This window comes from Streptomyces sp. ITFR-21, from assembly GCF_031844685.1.
In the GTDB taxonomy this organism is placed as follows: domain Bacteria; phylum Actinomycetota; class Actinomycetes; order Streptomycetales; family Streptomycetaceae; genus Actinacidiphila.
In genome coordinates this window covers 4,314,760-4,330,848 of sequence record NZ_CP134605.1, presented here as the reverse complement: position 1 = coordinate 4,330,848, position 16,089 = coordinate 4,314,760, and the positions used below count along the sequence as shown (strand labels likewise).

Sequence of the window (16,089 nt, the reverse complement as noted above, 5' to 3'; positions counted from 1 at the left end):
TGCCATCGTTGCGCCATGGCTTCGCAAGCATTACCGGCACGGGGCGCGCGGCTGGGGCGCGCGGTGGCGCCGGGACGGGCGCCGCGCCCGCTGGTGCCGGCCCAGCGGGAACAGGACCCCGGCGCGACGGTGCGCGCGGTCGTCCTCGCGCTGCCCGGTGGGGACGCCCTCAGCACCCGGCGCCGCTCCCCGGTGGCGGCGGCGGTCATCTGGCCGCTCGCCCGCCACCTGGTGCGGGCCGGCTTCACCGAGGGCGTGGCCGCGCATGTGGTGCACTACCGCTTCCGCGGCTGGAACGGCGGTCACGCGCACCCGGCGGAGGACGCCGGGTGGGCGGTCGGGGAGGCGGTGCGGCGCTACGGGGACGTACCGGTGTGCCTGGTCGGCATCGGCATGGGCGCACGGGCGGCCCTGCATGCCGCCGGGCACCCCGCGGTGACCTCGGTGGCCGCCCTGGCGCCCTGGCTGCCCGGGGGGCCGGACGCGGAACCGGAGCCGGTGAAGCAGCTCATAGGGCGGCGGGTGCTGGTCGTGCACGGCACGGACGACGAGTCCACCGACCCCGAGCTGTCCTACCGGCTGGCCGAGCGCGCCAAGAAGGTCAACCGGCAGGTCTGCCGCTTCGAGGTCCACTCGGCCAGCCACGGCCTGCACCAGCACCGCGCGGAGGTCTTCGCCCTCACCGCGGACTTCGTGCTGGGCTCGCTCCTGGAGCGCCCCTACGCGCGCCCGGTCGCCGACGCCATGGCGGCGCCCCCGCCGCTCGGCCTGCGCATGCCTCTGGCGGCGGGCTTCGGCCGCTCTCTGCGGGCCTGAGGGCGCCGCCGCGAGCCCGGGGGGACGCGTCGCCCGGCCGGGGCACTCACCAGGCCGGCTCCGCCGGCCCGCGGACTTGGGGGAGGCGGAAGATCGGGGGCGGGCGGTGCGGGGGCGCCGGGGCGCCCGCCAGCCGGAGCCGCCGCGCCGCGAGCCGAGCCGCCGACGGGCTGACCGGGACGCCGGGGCTCCCGGCCGCCGGACGCCGGGCTCCCGCGCGGGCGCGTTTTCCGCTGAGCGGACCGAGCAGCCGGGACGCCGGAACCAGCGGCCCGACACCCCGCCGGCCCGCCGGCCCGCGGACCCAGGCGCCGCCGCGGGGCTCACCGCGGCCTCAGGGGCGCGCGTGGGGCGTCAGGCGAGGCGGTCGAGGATGATCGGCGGGGTGGGCGGTGTCGCGCCGGGCGTCGTGGAGACGGTGACCGCGTCCGCCAACGCCTCTTCGGCGTAGGCGAACCTCTCGGGGGTGTCCGTGTGGAGGGTGAGCAGCGGCCGGCCCGCGGTCACCCGGTCGCCCGGCTTCGCGTGCAGCTCCACGCCCGCGCCCGCCTGGACGGCGTCCTCCTTGCGGGCCCGGCCGGCGCCCAGGCGCCAGGCGGCGACGCCGACCGCGTAGGCGTCCAGGGCGGTGAGGACCCCGGTGGCGGGCGCGAGGACCGTCTGCGTCTCCCTGGCCCGGGGCAGCTCCGCCGCGGGGTCGCCGCCCTGCGCGCGGATCATCCGGCGCCAGACGTCCATCGCGGAGCCGTCGGCCAGCGCCCGGCCCGGGTCGGCGTCCGGCAGCCCGGCCGCGTCCAGCATCTCGCGGGCCAGCGCGAGGGTCAGTTCGACCACGTCGGCCGGGCCGCCGCCGGCCAGCACCTCCACGGACTCCCGGACCTCCAGCGCGTTGCCCGCGGTGAGCCCCAGCGGCACCGACATCCCGGTCAGCAGGGCCACCGTGCGCACCCCGTGGTCGGTGCCCAGCCCGACCATGGTCGCGGCCAGCTCCCGGGCGTCGTCGAGGTTCTTCATGAAGGCGCCGGAGCCGACCTTCACGTCCAGCACCAGCGAACCGGTGCCCTCGGCGATCTTCTTGGACATGATGGAGGACGCGATCAACGGGATCGCCTCCACCGTGCCGGTGACGTCCCGCAGCGCGTACAGCTTCTTGTCGGCGGGCGCGAGCCCGTCCCCGGCGGCGCAGACCACCGCGCCCACGTCCCCGAGCACGGCCAGCATCTCGTCGTTGGACAGCGCCGCCCGCCAGCCGGGGATGGACTCCAGCTTGTCCAGGGTGCCGCCGGTGTGCCCGAGGCCGCGCCCGGACAGCTGCGGCACGGCCGCCCCGCAGGCGGCCACCAGAGGCGCCAGCGGCAGGGTGATCTTGTCCCCGACGCCGCCGGTGGAGTGCTTGTCGGCGGTGGGCCGGGCAAGGCCGGAGAAGTCCATCCGCTCGCCGGAGCCGATCATCGCCGCGGTCCAGCGGGCGATCTCGGCCCGGTCCATCCCGTTGAGCAGGATCGCCATGGCGAGCGCCGCCATCTGCTCGTCGGCGACGGCCCCCCGGGTGTACGCGTCGATCACCCAGTCGATCTGCTCGTCGCTGAGCCGACCGCGGTCGCGCTTGGTACGGATGACGGAAATGACGTCCACGGCAGCAACTTCCCAGTGTTCGGCGAGGGTCACGGGATACGGAAGGGAGGGGCGGGCGGGTTCAGCGCTCCAGGTCGGCGGGCCCGAACGCGTCGGGCAGCACCTCCCGCATCGTCCGCACCCCCCGGACCGTGTCGACCAGCAGCTCCGCCCCGCCGTGCTCCCACAGCAGCTGCCGGCAGCGCCCGCAGGGCATCAGGACGTTGCCCCGCAGGTCCGAGCAGGTGAAGGCGACGAGCCGGCCGCCGCCGGAGGCGTGCAGCGCCGAGACCAGGCCGCACTCGGCGCACAGCGCGACCCCGTACGCCGCGTTCTCCACGTTGCAGCCGACGACGGTACGGCCGTCGTCGGTGAGCGCCGCCGCGCCGACCGGGAAGGCGGAGTAGGGCGCGTACGCCCGCTCCATCACCTCCCGCGCGGCCCGTCGCAGCGCCTCCCAGTCGACCTCGCCCGCCGGCCCCGCCGGTGTCGTCACCCGCCCTGCCCCTTCCGATACGGCAGCCCGTCCGCCTTCGGCATCCGCAGCCGCTGCGCCGACAGTCCCATCACCAGCAGCGTGGCCACGTAGGGCGTGGCCTGCACGACCTCGTCCGGTACGGAGTCGGTCAGCGTGTACCACAGTGCCAGCAGCACCGCGAAGCCCAGCGCGATCGCCGCGCCGATCCGCGCGCCGCGGTAGAACTTCCACGCCGCCATGGCGAGCAGCAGCAGGGCCAGCAGGAGCAGCAGCGCGTGCACCGAGGGGCCGCCGTTGCGCAGCTGGAGGCTGTCGGCGTAGCCGAACAGCCCGGCGCCCATGGCCAGTCCGCCCGGCCGCCAGTTGCCGAAGATCATCGCGGCCAGGCCGATGTAGCCGCGCCCGCCGGTCTGGCCCTCCAGGTAGAAGTGCGTGCCGACGGCGAGGAACACCCCGCCGAGGCCGGCCAGCCCGCCGGAGACCACGACCGCCACGTACTTGTACGTGTAGACGTTGACGCCCAGCGACTCGGCCGCCACCGGGTTCTCCCCGCAGGACCGCAGCCGCAGTCCGAACGGGGTGCGCCACAGGATGAAGAAGGTGGCCACGAACAGCACCAGCGCTATCAGCGTCAGCGAGGAGATGCCGGTCACCAGGCCGCCGACGATCCCGGCCAGGTCCGAGACCAGGAACCAGTGGTGCGCCTCCAGCGTGGCCAGCCAGTGCGACAGGCCCGGCACGGTGAAGTGCTTGATGTCCGCGATCGGCGGCGACTGCTTGGGGGTGCCGCCCTTCTGCGCCGCCTCGCCGACGTTGAACAGTCGCTTGGCGAGGTAGGCGGTCACGCCCGCGGCGAGGATGTTCATCGCGACACCGGCGATGATGTGGTCCACGCCGAAGGTGACGGTCACGACCGCGTGCACCAGCCCGCCGAGCGCGCCGCCGAGCACCCCGGCCAGCACGCCGAGCCACGGGTTGGTCTGCCAGCCGGCCCACGCGCCGAAGAACGTGCCGAGGATCATCATGCCCTCGAGGCCGATGTTGACCACACCGGCCCGCTCCGACCACAGGCCCGCCAGGCCCGCCAGACCGATCGGGACGGCGCCGGACAGCGCGCCGGCCACCTGCCCGTCGGACGTCACGTCCGCGGCGCCGGTGATCGCCCGGACCACCGAGACCAGGATCAGGGCGGCGGCGACGATCAGCAGGGTCACCGGCCAGGTGAGCCTGAACCGGGCGCCGCGGCCACCGCCCGTGCGGGGCGCGGCGGGCGGCGGGGTCTTGGTTGCGGTCGCGGTCACGCCGTCACCTCCTGCTTGTCGTCGGAACCGGAGCCGGAACCGGCCGCGGCGAGTTCCGCGCCGACCCGGCGCTGCTGCCGGGCCAGGCCGTAGCGGCGTACGAGCTCGTAGGCGATGACCACCGCGAGCACGATGACGCCCTGGATGACGCCGACGATCTCCCGGTCGTACCCCTCGAACTCCAGCCCGTTGGAGGACCGTTCGAGGAACGCCCAGAGGAGGGCGCCGATGCCGATGCCAATTGGGTTGTTGCGGCCGAGCAGCGCCACCGCGATACCGGTGAAGCCGATACCGGTCGGGAAGTCGGTGCCGTAGTCGTGCGACTGGTTGAGCAGGGTGGGCATGCCGACCAGGCCCGCCATGGCGCCGGAGATCAGCATGCTGGTGATCACCATCCGCTTGACGTTGACCCCGCTGGCCTGCGCGGCCGACTCGGAGCGGCCGACCGCCCGCAGGTCGAAGCCGAACCTGGTGCGGGACAGGCCGAACCAGTACAGGACGCCGGCCAGCACCGCGAAGACGATGAAGCCGAACACCGGTCCGGTGGCGGTGGAGAAGTTGAACAGGTGGCTGGAGGACGGCAGCGGCTTGGTCGACACCATGTTGGCGTTCTTGTCGACCACGCCGAGCCGGCCGCCCTGCAGGAAGTAGCCGATCACGATGCCCGCGATCGAGTTGAGCATGATGGTGGAGATGACCTCGCTGACGCCCCGGGTGACCCGCAGCACGCCGGCGATCGCGGCCCACACCGCGCCCACCGCCATCGCGGTGAGGATGATCACCGGGATCTGGATCGCGCCGGGGACGGACAGGGCGCCGCCGACCGCGGCGGCGAAGAAGGCCGCCAGCCGGTACTGGCCGTCCACGCCGATGTTGAACAGGTTCATCCGGAAGCCGACCGCGACCGCGAGCCCGGCCAGGTAGTACGTGGTGGCCTTGTTGAGGATGTAGACCTGGCTGTCGGACTTGCTGCCGTAGTCCACCATGATGCGGAAGGCGTCGAACGGCTCCTTGCCGGTGGCCAGCAGCACCAGGGCGGTGACGATCAGCGCCCCGACCACGGCCAGTACGGGCGCGGCGATCCCGAGGACCAGCCGGTCCTTGTCGAACTTCTTCATCGTTCTTCTCCCCCGGCTCCCGCGGACTCGTCCCTGCCGTCCGGCCCGTCCGGCGCGTCGGTACCGCCGGCCGCCCCGGGCGGGCGGGCCGGCTCGGCCGCCAGGTGCCCGGACACGGCGCCGGTCATCGCCGAGCCCAGTTCCTCCGGGGTGATGGTGGCCGGGTCGGCGTCGGCGACCAGCCGGCCGCGGTACATCACCCGCAGGGTGTCGGAGAGCCCGATCAGCTCGTCCAGGTCGGCCGAGATCAGCAGCACGGCCAGCCCCTCGCGCCGGGCCTGGCGGATCTGGTCCCAGATCTGGGCCTGCGCGCCCACGTCCACGCCCCGGGTGGGGTGCGCGGCGATCAGCAGCTTCGGCAGGTGGCTCATCTCGCGCCCGACGATCAGCTTCTGCTGGTTGCCGCCGGACAGCGACGCGGCGGTGACCTCGATACCGGGGGTGCGTACGTCGTACTCGCGGACGATCCGCTCGGTGTCGCGGCGGGCGGCGCCCGGCTCGATCAGGAAGCCGCTGCTGTTGGGGCGCTCGGTGACGTGGCCGAGGATCCGGTTCTCCCACAGCGGCGCTTCCAGCAGCAGCCCGTGCCGGTGCCGGTCCTCGGGGATGTACCCGATGCCGTCCTCGCGCCGCTTGCGGGTGGGCGCGGTCGATATGTCGCGGCCGTCCAGGTCCAGCGTGCCGGCGTCGGGGGTGCGCGTCCCCATGATCGCCTCGACCAGTTCGGCCTGCCCGTTGCCCTCCACCCCGGCGATACCCAGCACCTCGCCCTTGTGGATGGTGAAGCCGATGTCGTCCAGCACGATCCGCTCGACGCCGTCCGGGTCGACGGCGGCCAGCCGCAGTCCCTCGACGGTCAGCATCGGCTCGGTGGTGACGGTGGACTCACGGGTCTCCGGCGACGGCAGTTCGCTGCCGACCATCAGCTCGGCGAGCTGCTTGGTGGTGGTGCCGGCCGGAACGACCTCGCCGACCGTCGTACCGCGCCGGATGACGGTGATCCGGTCGGCGACCGACAGCACCTCGCCCAGCTTGTGCGAGATGAAGATGACGGTCAGGCCCTCGGACTTGAGCCCGCGCAGGTTGTCGAAAAGCGCGTCGACCTCCTGCGGCACCAGGACGGCGGTGGGCTCGTCCAGGATCAGGATGCGGGCGCCGCGGTAGAGCACCTTGAGGATCTCCACCCGCTGCCGGTCGGCGACCCCGAGGTCCTCGACGAGCGCGTCCGGCCGGACGCCGAGCCCGTAGGCGTCGGAGATCTCCCGGATCCGCTGCCGGGCCCGGCCGCCGATCCCGTGCAGCTTCTCGCTGCCGAGGACGACGTTCTCCAGCACGGTGAGGTTGTCGGCGAGCATGAAGTGCTGGTGCACCATGCCGATACCGCGGGCGATGGCGTCGCCCGGGTCGCCGAACGTCACCGGCTCGCCGTGGATGGCGATGGTGCCCTCGTCCGGCTTCTGCATGCCGTAGAGGATCTTCATCAGGGTCGACTTGCCGGCGCCGTTCTCGCCGACCAGGGCGTGCACGGTGCCGGAGCGGACGGTGATGTCCATGTCGTGGTTGGCGACGACGCCGGGGAAGCGCTTGGTGATCCCGCGCAGTTCGACGGCAGGCGCGGAGGTGGACGCGGAGCCGGAGGGCGGGGGCGGCGGGGGTGGACTGGTGGACGCGTTGATGGCGCACTCTCCTCGCGGGGAAAGGCTCGGGCGGTGGGGGTGAACGTATCGCGGAAAAGTGGGGCTACGCGCGTAGCGCCGATCATTCACAGCGGTCCGGACAGTGCGCGAGGCCCGGCGGGGGCGCTTCAGCAACCCCCGCCGAGCCTCATCGTCGCGTACCGCCGCACGCCTACACGCTCACCGTCACGGCGTGCTGCTGACCGTGATCGCCTTGGAGACGATCTTCTGCTTGACGGCGTCCAGCTGCGACTGGATGTCCGCGATGAATCCGCCCGAAGTCGCCAGCGACACACCGCCGTTGGCCAGGGTGTACGAGTTGGTGCCGGCCTTCGGGGTGCCGTCCTTGACCGACTTGACCAGGTCGTACACCGCCACGTCGACGTTCTTGATCGCCGAGGTGAGGATGCTGTTCTTGTACTTGGCCAGCGCCGGGTCCTGGTACTGGTCGGAGTCGACGCCGATCGCCCAGGCGCCGGGCTTGGCCGCGACCGCCTGGATCGATCCGTCACCGGACAGGCCGGCCGCGGTGTAGATGACGTCGATACCGCTGTCGAGCATGCCCTGCGCCTTGCCCTGCGCCGACGTCGGGTCGGCGAAACCCTTGGTGTCGGTCTCGTACAGGTACTGGCGGGTGACGGTCACGGACGGCTTGGTGTCCTTGACGCCCTGCGCGAAGCCGGCGTCGAAGGTGCCGATCAGGGTGTTGTGCACACCGCCGATGAAGCCGACCTTGTCGGTCTTGGTCTTGAGCGCGGCGGCCACACCGGCGAGGTACGAGCTCTGCTCGGTGGCGAACACCATGCTGTCGACGTTGGGAGCGTCCACCACGGAGTCGACCAGGCCGAAGGTGGTCTTGGGGTACTTCTTGGCGATCGCGGTGACCGCGTCGCCGTAGGTGAAGCCCACCGCGACGACCGGGTTGTAGCCGGCGGCGGCCAGCGAGTCGAGCCGCTGCTCACGGTCGGACTCGGTCTCGCCCTGACTGGCGGTCAGCTCCTTGGTGCCGAGCTTGAACTCCTTGTCGGCCTTGTCCATGCCGCGGGCGGCGGAGTCGTTGAAGGAGTGGTCGCCGCGACCGCCGACGTCGTAGGCCATGCCGACGCCCTTGTTCTTGCCACTGTCCGAAGTGGAGCTGCTGCCACACGCGGTCGCGGTGAGCGCGAGAGCGGCGGACACCACGCCCGCGGCAGCGATCTTGGATACCCGGCGCAAGAGGGTCCCCTTCAGTTCGAAGCGCCCCGTCCGGCGCTGGCTAAGGCCGGAGCTTAACGCGCGTAGATGTCAGGTAAAGACCGAATGAAGACCCGTTATCGGATCGACGCATTTCCGCCAGGTGACGTACTCGTGGCAAGTGCTTCACCCGGTGTCAGACCAGCAGTACACCGCATCCGGGGTGTCCTTTTCAGGGCTTTCCAGGGGTCGGTCGGGGCGGGGCGCAGGGGCGGGCGGTGGCCGGCCCGGGTGGGGCGGGCCGTGGCCCTGGGGCGGCCGGGGCAGAGCCGGGGGACGCCGGGCCGACCTCCCCCGGCTCCGCCGCCGGACCTCAGGAGAGCAGCGCGGCGGCGGTGAAGAGCTCCACGCCGACCGTGATGGCACCCTCGTCCACGTCGAAGTCGCCCTGGTGCAGGTCCCGCTTGACCGTGTCGCCGACCGATCGGGTGCCGAGGCGGGCCAGCGCGCCCGGTACGTGCTCCAGGTACCAGGAGAAGTCCTCGCCGCCCAGGCTCTGCTCGGTGTCCTCGACCGCCTGCGCGCCGAACCGTACGGTCATCGCCTCGCGCAGCAGCTCCACCGAGGTGGCCTCGTTCACCACCGGGGGCACGCCGCGCTGGTAGGTGATCTCGCACTTGGCCCGGTAGATCGCCGCGATCTGGTCGATCACCTCGTGGACGAGGTCGGGGGCGTCGTGCCAGGCGGACAGCTCCAGGCAGCGCACGGTGCCTTCGAGCTCGGCGTGCTGGGGGATGACGTTCGCCGCGTGCCCGGACTCGATCCGGCCCCAGACGATGCTCAGCCCGGAGCGCGGGTCGACCCTGCGGTTCAGCGCGGCCGGCAGCTCGGTGGCGAGCTTGGCGGCGGCCATCACCAGGTCGGTGGTCAGATGCGGCCGGGCGCTGTGGCCGCCGGGACCGTCCAGGACCAGCTTGAGCTTGTCGGCCGCCGAGGTGATCGGCCCCTGCCGCAGCCCGATCCGGCCGACCTCCAGCTTCGGGTCGCAGTGCACGGCGAGGATGCGGCCGACTCCGTCCAGCACCCCGGCCTTCACCGCGTCCAGCGCGCCGCCCGGCATGGTCTCCTCGGCGGCCTGGAACACCAGCCGCACCGGCCGCGGCAGCCGGCCGGCCTTCGCGAGCCCGGCCAGCACCAGGCCGGCGCCGAGGACGACGGTGGTGTGCACGTCGTGGCCGCAGGCGTGGGCCCGGCCGTCGACGGTGGAGCGGTACTCGACGTTCTTGGTGTCCGGCACCGGCAGCGCGTCCAGGTCCGCGCGCAGCGCGATGCGGGGCCGCGACGGGTCCGCGGGTCCGATGTCGCACACCACGCCGGTGCCGTTGGGCAGCACCTTCGGGTCCAGCCCCGCCGCGGCCAGCCGGGCCCGCACCTTCTCGGTGGTCCGGACTTCCTGGCGGGCCAGCTCGGGGTGGCGGTGCAGGTCGCGCCGGAAGGCGGTCAGCTCGGCGCGGAGGTCGGCGGACAGCGTGCCGGCCGTGTCGGCGGGCCGCACCGCTGCGGCACGGACCCCGGGCTCCGCGGGCGCGGCGGGCCCGGCGGGCCCGGCGGGCTGCTTCACGGGCTCTGCGGGTGAATCGTCAGTCACCTCAGTCAGGGTAAGCCCCACGACCGGCTCCTCTTATGTGATCGGCGAAAACAAGGATCTGTACGAGGAGAAGAAGCAGCCTGATCGGCGCATACCGGATCATCCTCACGGGTATGCCCACCCTTTTGGGGTCCGGGCCTGATCACACCCACACCGGCTCGCATGAGCCGCTCGTCCCGAGGCAACGCCTGTTCGGTGCAGGTCTTCGTATGCACGCGGGCGACGACACCCAGCTTACGTCCATCGTGTTACGCCCGTGTGTTTCCGCCCCACTCCGGGTGCGGCGGCCTTGGGGGGTGACCGTCGCGTCCGGAGTCCCTGAGGCGGGCGGCCTCTCGACCGCCCGCGCCCGATCAGCCCTCGTCGTCCCCGGCGAACAGATCCTCGGCCTGCTCCACCGTGACAGCGCGGGCAAGCCAGCGGCTCAGGGTCTCGACGTCCCCGCAAGCCGAGAGGCGCTCGCGCACGGCATCGTCGACCACGACGTCACGGGCCCGGAGGACGAGGAGAACATCTTCCGCCCGGCCCTGTGCGCGGCCATCCGCGCGGCCATCCGCCCGGCCCTGTGCGCGGCCATCCGCCCGGCCCTCCGCCCGGCCCTCCTCACGCCATTCGTGCGACATCGGGGAACGGGAGAAAGCAGAGTAGGTGGACAGGAGATTCCTCCGGAGGTTGGCGGCCGGGCCGGAGCCGAGGCCGGCGGCGGTCAGGTCCCCGAAAAGCGTGACGGTGCCTCGTCGGCGGTCTTCAGGGCTTCGGCCAGCGCCCTCGGAATCACATCCGCTTGCGGGTGCTTACGGTGGGTGGCCACGGAGAACGCGGCCAGGGGGATGTCCGCGGACCGTAACCACGGACCATAGGCAATCACGTACATGCGGAAACGATACGGCAGTCACCTTTCCACTCAATGGGCGACTTGAATTGCATGCAAAGCGAGCTGAATTCGCCATTTCCCAGCCTCGGGAAACCGTTCCGGGCGGAACGGGGAATACCGGCGGCGGCCCTTAGGGGCGCGGGCCCAGCAGTTTTGCGTAGAGGTCCAGCAGCGGGGTGCGCTCGTGTTCCCACGACCGCTGGCGCAGGACGTCGACGCGGTCGTACGCCTTCCGGTAGCGCCGCGGGTTGGTGAGGATCGCGCCGACCGCGCGGACGAAGTCGGCGGTGTCGCGGGCCCGGAAGACCTCGCCGTTGCCGAGTTCGAGGGTGGCCGCGGCCATCGCGCGGACGTCGCTGACCACCACCGGCAGCCGGGCGTGCGCGTATTTGAGGTAGCGGGAGGCCAGCACCGCCTGGTGGTGCGGGAGTTGGTGGACCGGCAGGACGCCGATGTCGGCCGAGGACAAGAACGCCGGGATCTCGTCGACCGGTACGTAGGGCAGCACGTGCAGCCGGGCCGGTACGCCGAGTTGGGCCGCGCGCTCGCGCAGCGCGGCGAGTCCGGGGGCGTCCGGGTCAGGGACGACGAAGGCGGCGTGCAGGTCGTACAGCTTGGGCAGCGCCTCGATGACGGTGACCGGGCCGCGGTCCGCGGTGACCGGGCCGGTGTGCACCAGCAGCGGTACGTCGGCGCCGAGATGGCAGCGGTCGCGGACGCCGTGCGGGTGCTTGAGGGTGGCGGCGGCCAGGGGGGGCGCGTTGCGGGCGACGGCGGGGGTGGCGGACAGGCCGTGGCCGGCCCGGAGTTCGCCGGCGAGGCGGTCGCCGACGGTGACCACGCCGTCGGCCTCGCGGGCGAAGGTGCGCAGCAGGGCGTCGCCCGTGACGGTGGCCCGCCGGGTCGGCTCGGGTGTCCGCGGCGGCGCGTCCCAGACCACCTCGATGCGGTGGCCGGAGCCCTCGGCCCGCAGCGCGGCGCGGATGGCCAGGGCCAGCGAGCGGTGGCCGAGGGCGTGGATGAGGTGCGGGCGGACCGCGTCGAGCACCGGCCCGTAGGCGACCTCATCGTCCAGCAGACCGGGGTCGAGCCGGCGCCAGGCGCGGCGGCCGAGCAGCAGCCGGGCCACCTCGGTCGTCAGGTTGTCCGGCCGGCCGGCCGGGTGTTCCCGGCGGCGGACCGCGGCCCGGTACTGGGCGGCGCGGGCCTTCGTCCAGACCGCTCGTACCCCGTGCCACAGCCAGGCCAGCGCGTGGCCGCCGCGGGCCACCGCGAGCAGCGGCAGCGGACGGTGCACGATGGCGAGTTCGGCGGACCGGGTGGTCAGCAGCGAACGCCGGGCGGCGAGCAGTGTGGTGCGGTGCTCGTACGCGGCGGCGCTCCGGTAGGCCAGTGGCCAGCGCAGGCCGGGGCGGGGGCGCACCACCCGGTGGGTGCGCAGCACATCGCGTACGGTCACCTGCCGTACGTCGACGCCCGGCAGCGCGACCGTCGCCGGCGCGCGGCCGATCAGGGTCACCTGGTAGCCGGCCGCGCGGGCGGCCCCGGCCACCCTGAGCGCGCGGGAGTCGCCGTCGAGTCCACCGCCCGACACGACCGCCACACGCGCTGATCCGCGTAAACTCCCCGCCATTCCCGCACCCAACCCCATGAAGATGATCTGTTGGTTACGTGCGGTTTGCCACCGGGCGAACGGGTTTTGTGGGGCCCAGGGGCCGCTCCCTGGCCGGTCCGGACCTGCCAGGGAGCGGCTGGACCGGCCGTGGCCTCCTTCGCCGCGGACCGCCGGGGGTTGGCAGGCGGAGCCACCGCAGGGCGAGCCCCCGGGGAGGGCCCCCGCCGGGACCCGACCCGGGCCACCCGCAGGCTACGCCGGGCTCGGCGAGTCCGCCGCCGGCAGTCCGTGCAGGTCGCGGGCCGTGTCGGTGATCCCGGCCAGGAACGTGTGGGCCCGTGGTGAGGCCGCCGAGGTCAGCCACTGCTGGTCGATGTCGACGACCACGATGTGCACCCCGGTCCCGGCCAGCGCCAGCGGCAGCGTGTGCACCACCGTGGACGGGAACGACAGCACCGAGGCGCCGATCGGCCCGCGTCTGGCCACCAGCTCCAGCGGCAGGTCCGGCCGTACGATGTCCAGCCCGGTCTCGGCCGCGAGCCGGTGCAGCTTGTCCACCGCCTCCCGGCGGTGCGCGAAGTACCGCCGGGCGCCGTGCTGTTCGGCCAGTGAGCGGACCACCGCCAGGTACTGCTCGGCGTCCACCACGCCGGTCTCCACCAGCGAGGTGCCGATCAGGTCGGTGCCGTCCAGGATGTGCGGCGGCCCGAACCGGCTGCGGGTCCAGGCGAACCGGTTGGCGCGTACCGCCATCCCGGGCGGCGGGGTGGCGGGCATCGCGCTGAACAGCTCGATGGCGCGCCGCTTGCCGGGGGTGAGCCGGCGCCGCGCGGCCGAGGCGAACAGGCCGAACGCGGCGTCCGCCGGTGACCGGCGGCGCCCGCTGCGGTGCCAGCGGACCAGCCGGCCGCCGCGGGCCAGGATCTCGGTGAACTCCATGGTGGCGGTGCCGTCGTCCACCACGGTCAGTTCCTTCGCGCGGCACAGCGGCAGCAGCACCTGCACCAGCCGGGAGAACGGGTCGCCGATGACCAGCCACTTGGCGCGCAGCAGCAGCGGCGCCACCGCCAGGGCGGTGTGCAGCAGCCCGTTGCGGCGGCCCTCACCGCCGCGCGCCTCGTACCAGCGGACGATGGCGCCCTCGTCGCGGGCGAGATCGGCCATCCGGCGCAGCTGGCCGCGGCTTATCGGGTCGGCGGGGGAGAGCACCACCACGGTCAGCGGCCGCGCCGCCGCCGGAGCGGTGTCCTCACCGGAACGGCCGTCACGGGGGGCGGGGACGGCGGGTGTCGCGGGCGGGCGCACATGCGCCCACTCCAGGACGTTCAGCAGCTGGACGGGTGACTCGACCAGCGCGACCGGGCCCGGACCCGGTGCGGGCGGGCGGCCTTTGCCGGGCGCGAGCCGTGCGGTCATTGCCTCGTCCTCGTCCTTCTCGTCGCTGGTGGTCACGCCGGTCCCCGCCCCCGTGGCGGGTCAGACCGTCGCGTCCTGGGAGGCGGCGGCCTCGGCGTCGGCGACCACACCGGCCACCCGGCGCAGCTTCTTCATCGGGCCGAGCTCGCCCTCGTAGACCTTCTTGACGCCGTCGCCGAGCGCGGCCTCGATGATGCGGATGTCGCGGACCAGCCGGTCCAGGCCCTGCGACTCGACGGACGCGGCCTGGTCGGAGCCCCACATCGCGCGGTCGAGGGTGATGTGGCGCTCCACGAAGACCGCGCCGAGCGCGACGGCGGCGAGCGTGGTCTGCAGGCCGACCTCGTGACCGGAGTAGCCCACCGGCACGTTCGGGTACTCGGCCTGGAGGGTGTTGATCATCCGCAGGTTGAGCTCTTCGTTCTTCGCCGGGTACGTCGAGGTGGCGTGGCACAGCACGATGTTGTCGCTGCCGAGCACCTCGACCGCGTGCCGGATCTGCTTGGGCGTCGACATGCCGGTGGACAGGATGACGGTGCGGCCGGTGGCGCGCATGGCCCGCAGCAGCTCGTCGTCGGTGAGGCAGGCGGAGGCGACCTTGTGGGCCGGGACGTCGAACTTCTCCAGGAACTCCACCGACGGGACGTCCCACGGGGAGGCGAACCAGTCGATGCCGCGCTTGCGGCAGTACTCGTCGATGGCCCGGTAGCCGTCCTCGTCGAACTCGACGCGGTGCCGGTAGTCGATGTACGTCATCCGGCCCCAGGGGGTGTCGCGCTCGATGTCCCACTGGTCGCGCGGGGTGCAGATCTCCGGGGTGCGCTTTTGGAACTTGACCGCGTCACAGCCCGCGGCGACGGCGGCGTCGATCAGTGCGAACGCGTTCTCCAGGTCGCCGTTGTGGTTGATGCCGATCTCGCCGGTGACGTACACGGGCTGACCGTTGCCGATGTGGCGGGAGCCGACGGCGCGGAGGTTGGCGGGGAGAGTTGCCGGGATAGAGGCCACGGGGGTGTTCCTTCGGTTTTCAGGGGGTGTTCTGGACTTCGTGGAACGTCGTCAGCGAGCGAGAGTGGGACCGAGCAGCCACGCGGCGATCTCGCGGATCGCTCCGTGGCCGCCGTGGGCGGTGGTGACGGCACGGGCGGCGGCCCGCACCACGTCATGCGCTCCGGCGACGGCCACGGGCCAGCCGACCAGGGCGAAGCAGCCCAGGTCGTTGACGTCGTTGCCGGCGTAGAGCACCCGCTCCGGCGCGATGCCGTTCTCCTCGCACCACTGCTTGAGCGCGAGGTCCTTGCGGTCGATGCCGTGCAGGACCGGGACCTGGAGCTTCCCGGCCCGTGCGGCGACGACCGTGTTGGTCTCGGTGGACAGGATCAGTACGGGCACGCCCGCGCGGCGCAGGGCCGCGATCCCGAGGCCGTCACCGCGGTGCACGGTGACGGCCTCGTGTCCGTCCGCATCGATCAGCACCCGGTCGTCGGTCTGGGTGCCGTCGAAGTCGAGTACGACCGCGTCGACGTCGGCGCGGGTCGGGATGCCGGCCCGCGGGTCGAGCAGCGGGGCCAGCGCGCGGGCGCGTTCGAGATCGGCGGGCTCGTCGATCTCCAGCACCCGGGCGGGGTCGGTGCGCACCAGCGTGGTCCGGCCGAAGAAGCGGTGGCCGGCCGCGCGGAAACCGGCCGCCCGCATAGCGTAGGCGGCCCCGGTCTCCAGCAGGTCCTGGGGGCGGTCCTGGCGGCGCGGCCGGGTGGTCTTGTCATGGTTGACGCCGAACGACCCGGCGCCGGTTCCCTCGGCGCCGGGCCCGTCGCCGTCGCGCCAGACGAAGCCGTGGAAGGGGGTGACGGTGTGCGCGGTGTCGGCGCCGTCCTCGGTGACCGCGGCGACGACGCCGTCGATCTCCTCGCTGGTGATGAAGGGGCTGGTGCACTGGACCAGGAGCACCACGTCGGTGGCCGCGCCGGTGACCGCCTCGCGGCTGTCCATGGCGTGCAGCACGGCGGCCTCGCTGGTGGCGGTGTCGCCGGCGATGGCGACCGGCCGCAGCACCACTTCGGCGCCGGCCGACCGGGCCACCTCGGCTATCGAGGGGTCGTCGGTGGACACCACGACCTCGGTGACGCGGCGGGCGGCGGCGCAGGCCAGCACCGCGCGGGCGACCAGCGGTACGCCGCCGACGGCCGCGAGGTTCTTGCCGGGTACGCCCTTGGACCCGCCGCGGGCGGGTATGACGGCCAGTACGCGGGGCGCGGCTTCTGCCGGCTCGGTGGTCATGGGGTGACTCCTGTCAGTGCGGACACCGGCGGCTCCGGCGGTGCCTGGTCTTCGGCCGTGCGCGCGGCTTCAGCGCCGCG

14 protein-coding genes are annotated in these 16,089 nt (G+C 73.1%); 1 reads left to right on the top strand and 13 read right to left on the bottom strand.

The genetic code is table 11. The annotated features are described in order from the left end of the window. Window positions 1-15 precede the first annotated feature (15 nt). The gene (locus tag RLT57_RS19090) at window positions 16-816 is read left to right on the top strand and encodes an alpha/beta hydrolase (protein WP_311298601.1); all 801 of its coding nucleotides are present in this window, start codon (window positions 16-18) and stop codon (window positions 814-816) included. A gap of 354 nt (window positions 817-1,170) precedes the next feature. Here RLT57_RS19090 and RLT57_RS19085 read toward each other — a convergent pair whose 3' ends face one another. The 13 genes from RLT57_RS19085 to RLT57_RS19025 form a co-directional block, all read right to left on the bottom strand. After that, window positions 1,171-2,451: a thymidine phosphorylase gene (locus RLT57_RS19085; RefSeq protein ID WP_311298600.1), complete on the bottom strand. Its 1,281-nt coding sequence runs from the start codon at window positions 2,449-2,451 to the stop codon at window positions 1,171-1,173. Between the two features lie 61 nt (window positions 2,452-2,512). After that, entirely contained in the window at window positions 2,513-2,926 is a 414-nt protein-coding gene (locus RLT57_RS19080; RefSeq protein WP_311298599.1) for a cytidine deaminase, read from the bottom strand. Beyond that, window positions 2,923-4,209 carry an ABC transporter permease gene (locus RLT57_RS19075; RefSeq protein WP_311298598.1) on the bottom strand — a complete coding sequence of 429 codons (1,287 nt, stop codon included), beginning with the start codon at window positions 4,207-4,209 and terminating at the stop codon, window positions 2,923-2,925. Before RLT57_RS19075 ends, RLT57_RS19080 begins: the two co-directional genes overlap by 4 nt. Further along, a complete protein-coding gene (locus tag RLT57_RS19070; protein ID WP_311298597.1) occupies window positions 4,206-5,327 on the bottom strand; it encodes an ABC transporter permease in 1,122 nt (373 codons plus the stop codon). Before RLT57_RS19070 ends, RLT57_RS19075 begins: the two co-directional genes overlap by 4 nt. After that, entirely contained in the window at window positions 5,324-6,880 is a 1,557-nt protein-coding gene (locus tag RLT57_RS19065) for an ABC transporter ATP-binding protein (protein WP_311298596.1), read from the bottom strand. The genes RLT57_RS19070 and RLT57_RS19065 overlap by 4 nt, the downstream gene beginning before the upstream one ends. A 309-nt stretch (window positions 6,881-7,189) precedes the next feature. After that, window positions 7,190-8,218, bottom strand: a complete 1,029-nt coding sequence (locus RLT57_RS19060; protein WP_311298595.1) for a BMP family lipoprotein — start codon at window positions 8,216-8,218, stop codon at window positions 7,190-7,192. A gap of 331 nt (window positions 8,219-8,549) precedes the next feature. Then, window positions 8,550-9,731 (bottom strand): M20 family metallopeptidase, encoded by a 1,182-nt coding sequence (locus RLT57_RS19055; RefSeq protein WP_311300773.1) that lies wholly within the window; start codon window positions 9,729-9,731, stop codon window positions 8,550-8,552. Window positions 9,732-10,177: 446 nt separating this feature from the next. Then, window positions 10,178-10,447: a hypothetical protein gene (locus tag RLT57_RS19050; protein WP_311298594.1), complete on the bottom strand. Its 270-nt coding sequence runs from the start codon at window positions 10,445-10,447 to the stop codon at window positions 10,178-10,180. Between the two features lie 83 nt (window positions 10,448-10,530). Then, window positions 10,531-10,698: a hypothetical protein gene (locus RLT57_RS19045; protein ID WP_311298593.1), complete on the bottom strand. Its 168-nt coding sequence runs from the start codon at window positions 10,696-10,698 to the stop codon at window positions 10,531-10,533. A 130-nt stretch (window positions 10,699-10,828) separates the two neighbouring features. Further along, complete coding sequence (locus RLT57_RS19040) at window positions 10,829-12,301, bottom strand: glycosyltransferase (protein WP_311298592.1); 1,473 nt, start codon at window positions 12,299-12,301, stop codon at window positions 10,829-10,831. Between the two features lie 264 nt (window positions 12,302-12,565). Next, window positions 12,566-13,729, bottom strand: coding sequence for a hypothetical protein (locus RLT57_RS19035; protein WP_311300772.1), 1,164 nt, complete (start codon window positions 13,727-13,729; stop codon window positions 12,566-12,568). Window positions 13,730-13,789: 60 nt separating this feature from the next. After that, window positions 13,790-14,728: an N-acetylneuraminate synthase family protein gene (locus tag RLT57_RS19030; RefSeq protein ID WP_311300771.1), complete on the bottom strand. Its 939-nt coding sequence runs from the start codon at window positions 14,726-14,728 to the stop codon at window positions 13,790-13,792. Window positions 14,729-14,788: 60 nt separating this feature from the next. Then, the gene (locus RLT57_RS19025) at window positions 14,789-16,009 is read right to left on the bottom strand and encodes an acylneuraminate cytidylyltransferase (RefSeq protein WP_311298591.1); all 1,221 of its coding nucleotides are present in this window, start codon (window positions 16,007-16,009) and stop codon (window positions 14,789-14,791) included. Window positions 16,010-16,089: the final 80 nt, after the last annotated feature.